The 10290-nt window shown below is 23.6% G+C and carries 9 protein-coding genes; 8 read left to right on the top strand and 1 reads right to left on the bottom strand.

Annotation, left to right across the window (positions count from 1 at the left end):
- Nucleotides 1–1775, bottom strand: a 1775-nt coding sequence (locus tag Q0087_RS01225; protein ID WP_297897585.1) for a U32 family peptidase, incomplete at its 3' end; no start/stop codon positions are given.
- 685 nt (nucleotides 1776–2460) lie between these two features.
- On the opposite strand from Q0087_RS01225, the gene Q0087_RS01220 reads away from it, so the two are divergent.
- From Q0087_RS01220 to Q0087_RS01185, 8 genes are all read left to right on the top strand, one after another.
- Nucleotides 2461–2817 carry a hypothetical protein gene (locus Q0087_RS01220; RefSeq protein WP_297897580.1) on the top strand — a complete coding sequence of 119 codons (357 nt, stop codon included), beginning with the start codon at nucleotides 2461–2463 and terminating at the stop codon, nucleotides 2815–2817.
- 7 nt (nucleotides 2818–2824) lie between these two features.
- A complete protein-coding gene (locus Q0087_RS01215) occupies nucleotides 2825–3217 on the top strand; it encodes a hypothetical protein (protein ID WP_297897577.1) in 393 nt (130 codons plus the stop codon).
- Between the two features lie 381 nt (nucleotides 3218–3598).
- The gene (locus Q0087_RS01210; RefSeq protein ID WP_297897574.1) at nucleotides 3599–3925 is read left to right on the top strand and encodes a hypothetical protein; all 327 of its coding nucleotides are present in this window, start codon (nucleotides 3599–3601) and stop codon (nucleotides 3923–3925) included.
- Nucleotides 3912–4292, top strand: coding sequence for a DUF2283 domain-containing protein (locus Q0087_RS01205; protein WP_297897571.1), 381 nt, complete (start codon nucleotides 3912–3914; stop codon nucleotides 4290–4292). The genes Q0087_RS01210 and Q0087_RS01205 overlap by 14 nt, the downstream gene beginning before the upstream one ends.
- A 473-nt stretch (nucleotides 4293–4765) precedes the next feature.
- Entirely contained in the window at nucleotides 4766–6133 is a 1368-nt protein-coding gene (locus Q0087_RS01200) for an MmgE/PrpD family protein (protein ID WP_297897568.1), read from the top strand.
- Nucleotides 6134–6416: 283 nt separating this feature from the next.
- Complete coding sequence (locus Q0087_RS01195; protein WP_297897565.1) at nucleotides 6417–7334, top strand: hypothetical protein; 918 nt, start codon at nucleotides 6417–6419, stop codon at nucleotides 7332–7334.
- A gap of 246 nt (nucleotides 7335–7580) precedes the next feature.
- The gene (locus Q0087_RS01190) at nucleotides 7581–8453 is read left to right on the top strand and encodes a peptidase (RefSeq protein ID WP_297897562.1); all 873 of its coding nucleotides are present in this window, start codon (nucleotides 7581–7583) and stop codon (nucleotides 8451–8453) included.
- Nucleotides 8454–9244: 791 nt separating this feature from the next.
- Nucleotides 9245–10102 (top strand): fumarate hydratase, encoded by an 858-nt coding sequence (locus Q0087_RS01185; RefSeq protein WP_297897559.1) that lies wholly within the window; start codon nucleotides 9245–9247, stop codon nucleotides 10100–10102.
- Nucleotides 10103–10290: the final 188 nt, after the last annotated feature.

Genomic DNA, 10290 nt, shown 5'->3' with positions numbered 1-10290 from the left:
TTTTTAGATAGCTCTTTTTTAGATAGCTCTTTTTTAGATAGCTCTTTTTTAGATAGCTCTTTTTTAGATAAATCTTTTTTAGATTTATATTTTTTAACAAATCGATTTAGCCTACTTTTCGCATCATTAATTTTATTTTTGTCGGTTTTATAATAATTTAAAAGAGTTTCAGTGGCTTTTTCAAGTATTTCTCGCCTAATTTCATTTAATTTGGAAACTGGGATGAAAATATCATTTTTAAAATTATTAATTTCTGTTCTGTCAACAAAAAATGGAGTATTTCCTGTTTTTGATAATTGTTTTTCTATTTCTTCTTTTTTAATAGGGCGATTAATAGCTTTTTCAAATTTTGAAGAGGCAATATACTCAAATTCAATCATATCATCATTTAAAGTATAATTGATATTTACTTTTATATTTAATTTATCATCTAAAAACATATTCAATGATATAGGTATTTTTGACTGAATAAACTCTTTTTTATACTTTTTAAGTTCTTTATGAATTGACTTAGAATAGCTTATATAAACTTTATCTCCAACTCTAATATTTCTTGTTGTATTAAAAACTATATATTCTTCGTTTTGTTCGATAATATCATCAATATAAATTCCTTTAATTTTATTGCCAAATTTAAATGCTATTCCATCTCCTTTTTCTATTTGAATTGGATTTTTTTTAGAAACTTTAATCTCTTTAACAGTTCTAACTCTTCTTTCTGATTCATCATCTTTCTCATTTTCTTCTTTTGATTTTCTTTTTTTATATTTATGCAGTTTTTTATTCTTGGTATCTGTGTTTTCTTGGACTATTTCGGGATATTCTCTGTTTATTGATGTTATTTCTCCAATGTAAAATCCAATATGTCCTGAACTTTCACGACCCATAACTTCGCTAGGTTTTTGATTAAATATATATCCTTTTGTAAAATTCCTATTGAAAACAAGGTTTAAATCATCTTTAAATGATCCTTCTTTTTTATTTAAGAGGTTTCTGTATGAATTTACTATAGTTCCAACATAATCTTCGGATTTCATTCTCCCTTCTAACTTAATTGAATCAATTCCTGACTCACTTAGTTTATCTAAATCATCAGACAGATTTAAATCATGTGTAGATAGTAAATAACCATCACCCACTTTATGTCCTTTATATTTTAACAAATATTCTCTTCTACAAGGTTGGGTACAAGCTCCTCTATTACCGCTCCTTCCATTATTTAAAGAAGAGATGTAGCAATTTCCAGAAACAGAATAACAAAGAGCTCCATGTGAAAAAACTTCTAATTCAATATCTACATCGTTTCTTTTTAGTTTTTTATGTATTTTGGATATTTCATCAATACTAAGTTCACGAGGAAATATCACTCTTGAAACACCATTTTCTTTTGCCCATAGTACGCTATAATAATTATTTAATGACATCTGTGTTGAGGCGTGAATTTTCATTTCTGGGAAAATAGATTTTAATAGTTTTAAAACTCCGAAATCTTGAACAATAACTGCATCAACACCTATTTTATAAAGCTTAAATATGTATTTTAAAAAATCGATTATTTCAAAATTATTTATAAGTGTATTAACTGTAATAAAGACTTTTGCATTATTTAAATGAGCATATTCAACACTTTTTTTAATTTCTTCTGTAGTAAAATTTTCTGCATATGCTCTAGCTCCAAAATTTTGCCCAGCTAAATAGACAGCATCAGCACCTAAATTAACTGCAATTTTAAAAACATCATAAGATCCTGCAGGAGCTAATAATTCCATAACCATATTCTAGAACCTCTTTAATTGTAATTTGATTTATTTAAATATAAATTCATAATATTCTCTTAATTATAAATTAATATAAGATAACAAATATTTATATAAGTATAAATTCATAATATTCTTTTAATTATATAATAGGGGAAGATAATACTTTTTTGAGTATAAATTTATAATATTCTTTTAAGTATAAAATTATAATATTTCTTTGATTATAAAATTATAATTAAATTTCTATTATTTTTTTAATCTAATTGTGTAAATTAACATTTTTGATTTTATAAATTAATATTATATAAATTTAATAAAATATAAATTTAATAAATAACTTTTATATTTCAATACTTAAATAAATATTATCAATAATTTAATTGATAATTCATTATGATATTAATTAATTATTAGTAGATTTAAATTAATTATTTATCAGTTGATATAAATTGATTGTTTACCCTTAGATATAGATTAATTAATTATTATAATATAATAAATTATAACAATTAAATTTTTAATTTTTAAAAAGTTTATAAATAATAATGAAAATTTAAACAAATATGATAAATGAGAATTTAAATAATATACTTAAGTTTTTAGATATATCTACAAAAATCTATAAATAAATCTATAAACAATTTAAAAGTATTTGTGAATAATTTAAAAGTTTTTTATAAAAACAATATCTAAAAATAAAATGTCAAACATATACGGTAGAGGGTATACTGATTCTGGATATGTCTATTTATTACCTTCTGGAATAAAAGCTTATAAATTTGATTTTAAATTAAGCAATCCTAATAAATGGAATGCAATAATGGAACTCACATTTAAAAAAGTTACTAGTAAAGTCTTTGTTTCCGGATTTATCGGCGCTACCTATGGATTTTTCAGTTCAGCTAAAAAAAACAATGATTATATAACTGCTTCAGGAGGTACTGCTATAGTCTTACCGACAGATGCTTATGGGTCAATTATTAAACTCCCTACTTCAACACCTTATGCATATAGTTGGAAATATTCTTATACAATGAGTATACAATATATAATTTAATGATATTATGAAAAATAAATCAATAATTATCCTTTTAATAATCCTCATTGCTTTTTTAGGAGGAGTATTCTATTTGTCTCCTAATATAGTTTCTGAAACAGCTGTGGGGTCATCAGAATCTAATAATTCGCAGGATAATCCTATTTCTTATAAAGCTCAATTTGAAGAAGGAGATAAAATTATAAAACTTCAAAATTTTAGTAACATGAGTTCTGAAGAAAAAGATGATTATGTGAAAAAATTAGCAGAATCTAAAGGATATGATATGGTAACAAATTTTGAACCAGAAGATGGTTTTCAAATATGGCATGCTATAAATAGCTCTTCTAACCCAGAAAAACATATGAACATAATTATTCAGAAAAACACAGGAGAAGTAGTTATTTACAAAGAAGATTGATATTCAATTTATTAAACTACTTTATTTATATTTCTTTGTCGTTTAAATCCCATTTTTTCTAGTCCTTATTTCATTATAGTTTCTTAAATAATAATATTTTAATAATTATACTTAAATATTTTTAAATATACTATTTTTTTTACACATGAAATAAGTATTACATTTGAAGTACTTATTACACTTGCAATATGATAATCAAGGGAAAAAATTTATATGCCTTTATCAAGGTAGATAAATATATTCATATTTTCAATACTTAGCGATAGCTATATATAGTATATCATACTAATGTATTGAAAATTACAAAATTATTATATAATTTAAAAAACATAATATACACTATAAATTTTTTTAATTGAGATTTTTTTATAGAAAGGTTTGGTGTTTTCTATTTTTGATTATGATCTTGAACAGGCTTTAGATATCATAAAAAATTGTGGAGATATCAGAATTATTGACCATGTTTTAAATAATTGGTTTCATAGAAGTATTGACTTTAATTATATTGAAAAGTGTATTTGTAATAAAATACCTTTAGGAATTACTAAAACTAGGGAAAATAGGTTTAAATTGATTTATCCTGATAAAAATAAGACAATGCATGATTTGTATATTATTATTGAAATAACTGATAATAGAGAAATCGAAGTTGTTACAGCATATCCATTTAAGGAAGATAGGAGGTTGCGAGAGCGTGAAACCCAATAAAAGTATAGATATAGAGTCCATGTATGATTATCATTTTGATGTTTTTGGAATTAGAGTTAAAGATGATTATGAGTACAAAGAATCTGTTGAACTTGAAGAAGGAATTATTTTGGACTTTGATAAAAATGATGTTCCTGTTGCTCTCGAGATATTAGATGCTTCTAAAATTTTTGATGTTCCTGATAAACAATATTTGAGTAATAGAGGGCCTGTGAGAATGAGTATTTGTATAACTGATGAACTTATCTCTTTAGAAGTTGAAGTAAAGGTTGTAATTCATAATTCTAGAGATATTAAAACTATGGATTCTTCTGCAATCAATAATATTCATGCACCAGCTATGAAAAAAGATTTAGCTAGTGTTTAATTATTATATATTCTCTTTTTTAGTTTTTTTTCTTTTATTTGGGATTTATTTTTTCTGTTTAATTAATTAAATATTAAATTAATTTTACCATTATATTTAATACAATTTTATTTTATTTTTTTCATTTGAGATTATTACTCTTGCAGCTGCAAGTAGTGTTTTTTCAAGTGTAAATACTATTTTTTATATATTTTTTATATTTACTTTATAAGCTATTTTTCAAGTGTACGGAAATACTGGACAGTTGAATTAATTATTTGTATATATTAAAACTAATTTTTATTTTTGTAGTATATAAAAGAAGTAAAATTTATTAGTATTGTTTAACATATTTCTATTTGTATTTTTTCTAAAAGTGATGAAAAATAATTTTTTAACCAATATATAATAATAACTAATTTCGCATAATATTTATTAAGATAATCACTTATATTTTAATTAGTTTTTGTTTGAAATAATGATGAATTTTATGTATGATTATAAAAGAACTATCTAAATTTATTGTAAATTTAGATTATGATAAAATTCCTAAAACAACAATTGAAAAAGCTAAATTATGCCTTTTAGATTTTTTAGGAGTGGCTAATAGGGGTTTTCTTGAAGAAAGTGTTCAAATAGCTTTAAAATCTATTGATGAACTTTTTGGGTTTAATGATAATTTAAAAAATCAAAAGTCTTCTATCATTGGTAATGGTCATTCTAATATCCTTATTGCAGGATTTATTAATGGCATTTCTGCTCATGCACTCGATTTAGATGATGGTCATAGATTTGCACAATTACATCCTGGAGCTACTGTATTTTCATCAGCTTTAGCTGTAGCTGAAGCAAATAATGTTGATGGTAAAAAATTTTTAGAATCAGTAATATGTGGATATGAAGTAGCAATTGTTCTTGGAAAATTAGTCAATCCGTATCATAGAAATCAAGGATTTCATACAAGTGGAACTATTGGGACATTTTCAGCAGGAGCAGTCACATCTAAACTACTCAATTTGGATTTAAAAAGGACTATAAATGCTTTGGGACTTTGTGGAACTCAAAGTTCTGGACTTCTTGAGTCTGATCACATGGGGACAATGGGAAAACAACTTCATTTAGGCAAGTCTGTTTCTAATGGTATTTTATCTGCTTATCTAGCTAAAAACGGATTCACTGGAGCTGAATCTATTATGGATGGTAATGAGGGCTTTTTGAAAGCTATGTCTTTCTTTTTATTGGAAGATATTGGCATAAATAACACTAAAAATTATTTAAATGATTATTTAAATAAATCAATAGGAAAATTTCATATTAATGAAGTTTATCTTAAAAAATACCCTTTTTGTAGACATTTACATTCTTCAATAGATAGTATTGTGAATATTAAGGATAATAATGATTTAAATATTGATGATATTGATGAAATATCTATAATAACCTATAAAATTGCAAGTAATCATAATAATTTCAATCCAAAAAATAAAGAGGACATTAAACAAAGTTTGCCATATGCAGTAGCCTTTCATTTTTTTGATGAAAATGAAATTAATAGAGATAAATTTAATTTAAATGAACCTAAATTAGAAAAAATTTTGAAATTAATAAAAATCGAAGAATCTGAAGAATTTAATAAACTGACTCCTAATTTTAGGCCTTCAAAAATTATAATTAAAACTTTTAAGGGGAATTATGAAAATTCTGTAATGCTTCCAAAGGGCGAAGCTGAAAATCCTTTTTCTAAAGAGGATATTTTAAAAAAATTTGAATCTTTGAATCCTAACTTTAATTTAGATAATTTAAAGAATATTGATTATTTAGAATTTTTGAACATTGTTGATTTCATGAAAAAAATTAATTAATAATTTAAATGTTTATTAAAGATTAATTTGTATTTCATAATTGAAATAAAAATAGATAAGTAATATAATAGTTATAATAATGCTTATAATAATAGTTTAATGCTTATAATAATAGTTATAATTAATATATAATAATTATAATAATAAATTTTTTAATAATTATAAGAATAATATTATGATTATAATATCCGAATTATAATATCTTAATAATGGTTATTTTAATAATTATTAAAATAATCATGATAATTATAATAATTATAATAAATTTTTAAAGGGTTTACTCATGATTGAGATTCCAGAGAGCAATACTATTGCAAATCAATTAAATAAAACAATTAAAGGAAAGAAGATAGTAAGTGTTATTACTAACACTCATCCTCATAAATTTGCATTTTTTTACAATGATTCCAAGGGATATAATGACCTTCTTAAGGGAAAAATTATTGGGGGAGCTAATGCTTATGGTGGTCAGATTAGCATTTCTTCTGTTGAGGAGTCTAAAATTAAAAATGATTTCAATAAATATTCTGATAATAATTTAAATTCTCTTGAAAATAGAAATAAATTTACCGATGAGGAAATGATTATTGTTTTAGGGGAAGATACACTTATTAAGTATATTGATGGAGAAGAAATTCCTGAAAAAAACCAATTATTAATAAAATTTGAAGATTCTACAGCAATTGTATGCTCTGCTCGTATGTATGCTCAATTACATGTTAGTTTAGCTAATAATTATAAAAATGAATATTTTGATATTGCGGTTAATAAACCTTCTCCTTTATCAGACAATTTTGATTTTGAATATTTTGAAAATTTAATCTCTGAAGTTAGACCTATTTCATCAGTTAAATCTTTTTTAGCTACAAAACAGCGTATTCCTGGTTTAGGAAATGGTACTTTACAAGATATATTATTTAATGCAAAGATAAATCCTAAAAGTAAACTCAAAAAATTATCTAAAGAAGACAAAATAAATTTATTTAATAGTATAAAAAGAACATTATTTGAAATGACTGATAATGGTGGTAGAAATACTGAAAAAACACTTTTTGGAGAGTATGGGGGCTATGAAGTAATATTATCTTCTAAAACATTTAAAAATCCTTGTACTCTGTGTGGAGATAAAATTATTAAAGAATCTTACTTAGGAGGAACTATCTATTATTGTCCTACTTGTCAAGAGCTTAAAACATCTTAAAATTAGTTAAAATATGATTTTAATAATATAATTATTCCATTAAATTTTTTACAACATTTTAGTACAATATATAATTTAATTTAAACAAATATAATATATTTCATTATAAATAATTTATAACATAATATGGGATATAACATAATATATATTATAAAATAATATAGGTTATAAAGTAATATGATTTTAATGAATTATTAAGAAATTTGTATAATTTTTATAATATTATAAAATATCTTGGCTGTAAAAATGAAAGAAACAAAATCTTCTCTTAAAAAAATTGGCATTAATGAGGTTGATTCTAATTATTATTCAAAAAAAAGGTTTTCTGATGGTAGTCAATATAAGTTTGAAGTTCCAGGTATTCAGAAACCTTCAACTTTAAATTCTTTAATTTCTGCTTTTGAAGAAAAAGATGTTAAAATTCATAGAGTAACTCAAACAAAAGGGATCATGTTTTTGACTGATGAAGAAATTGAAGAAATGGTTAAATTGTCTAAACATAATAAATTAGATCTTTTTTTAAGTGTAGGGCCTCGTGCTGTATATGATACTAGTGCCACAGCTCAAACTAAAGAAGGCTCAAGGATTGGATATCGTCTTCGAGGTTATGATAATTTAGTTTATGCAATTGAAGATGTTAAAAGAGCATTAGACTTGGGAGTTAGAGGCATAGTTCTTTATGATGAAGGATTACTTTGGGCTTTAGCTAAAATGAGAGAAAAAGGGGAAATAGCTAAAGATGTTAAATTTAAGCTTTCTGCTCATGCAGGTGCTGGAAATCCTGCTTCTGCAAAATTATTTGAAAGTATTGGCTTAAATTCTTTCAATCCTGTTCGTGATTTGTCTATTCCAATGATTGCAAGTATTAGGGAAGCAATTAATATACCTATTGATATTCATACAGAAAATCCAAAATCTACTGGTGGTTTTATACGTCATTATGAAGTTCCAAAAATAATCAAAGTAGCTGCTCCTGTATATTTAAAAACAGGAGGTTCAGTAGCTAAAAGTCATAATTGGGATACTACTTCAAAAGAAGCTAAGGAACGAATTAATCAAGTTATTTTAGTTAAAAACATGATTGAAAGATATTACCCTGAAGCTATTGAATCTAAATAAAATTAATTATTTTTTGATTTAATATAAAGCTAATTATTTTTTGATTTAATTATTATATTAATAATTAAAATAACTGATTATTAAAATTATTAAATTATTAAAATAGAATTTTTAATATTATATAGAAAGTTTTATATTATATAGAAAGTTTTATATAGTGATTACTCACATATTAATGTATAGATTAATAGTGATTACTCACATATTAATGTATAGATTAATAGTGATTATTCGCTACTAATCAATAGTTTATTAATATGGGTTTTATTTTTAGGCTCTCTATTAAAACCCCTGAAATTCATTTTTGATAATAACTATGTTTTAATATTTTCATTTTTAGAGGGCCTAAATTTAACCTAAAAATTGGAGTGTGGTCAATGTTTTAGGGCCTCTTATAATTTATTTTTTAATAAACAAAAAATATGATTCGCCTCGAGTTTTTTTTAAATAAGAGGCCTTAAAAACTCACTCTTTTTAATTTTTTGTACAGGATTTATAAATCAAATTATAATAATATTTTTCATTAAATATTATTTTTTATTCATTAGAAAAATTTAAATATTTATAATTATTACAATATTATTAAAAGATATTTTATTATATTCTCTTTTTAGGTCCTTAAAAATAATTGAAAAGATTAAAATAAATAAAAATGTTATTTTTGACAATAGCTTATTAAAATAATTTGACTTAAATTCATTTATGGAATTAAAAAAGATAAAAGTGAAAATTTAATTTTTAAATTAATTTCTAACAATATTTTGAAATATTTATAAATTTGAAATGATACTATGGATTTATCATCAAAAATAGAAAAAGGATTAATTAAAGCTAGTACTTCATATCCTGAAAATAGGATAAATGCCTTTAAGAGGGCTTTAAGTCAAGAAACTAGTGAAAATGCAGCATGGGCATTAGAACTTATGCTTAAAAATGCAGAAATTGCAAATAAACAAAAACTTCCTCTTTGTGATGATACTGGAATTCCACATATTTTTATTGAGTTAGGTGAAAATACATCAATATCTTCAGATTTATTGGATGAAATTAAGAAAGGGATAGAAAATGGGCTTAAAAATCTTCCTGGTAGGCCAATGGCTGTTAAAGGTGATGATTTGGAGCGGATTGAGCAATCTAAAGGTCTTTATGGGGAAAGCGATATGGTAATCCCTCCATCATTTATAATTGAAAAATCTGATAATGAAGATTTGTATGGAAAAATAAAAATAAATTTGTTATTATTAGGGGGAGGTCCTGAAATAAGAGCTAAAACATATCGAGTTTTTCATAAACGAGATTATAAAGAGGTTTTAAATGTAGCTGTGGATATACTTAAGAGTAATTTAAATCTTTTAGGATGTACTCCTTCAATACCTGCTATTGGTATTGGAAGAACACATTATGAAGCTAATTCTTTGATGATAAAATCTATGGTTTATGGTAATTTAGATTATCAATCAGAAACTGAAAATTATATAACTAAAAAACTTAATAAAACAAATATTGGTCCAATGGGGTTAGGTGGAAATACAACTTTACTTGGATCATTTGTAAATATTGGTCCTCAAAGAGCAAGTGGTGTTAGAATATTAGCTATTCGCCCATGTTGTTTTGTTGAACCAAGATTAGATACTATTTTCATTGAATAATTAAATAAAATTTAATTTATACATAAAATAATATGTGAAGAATAAGTATAATTATTAATATTATTGATGATAATATTTTTTTATTATAGTAATTATTATATTAATTAATTTAGTAATTATAGTAATTATAGTAATTATTGTAGTTATATTATAGTATTATTGTAGTTATATTATAGTATTATTGTAGT

The sequence above is a fragment of the uncultured Methanobrevibacter sp. genome, from assembly GCF_937881195.1.
Lineage (GTDB): Archaea > Methanobacteriota > Methanobacteria > Methanobacteriales > Methanobacteriaceae > Methanobinarius.
The sequence above is the reverse complement of the archived record's forward strand: the minus strand, read 5'-3'. Positions and strand labels throughout refer to the sequence as shown.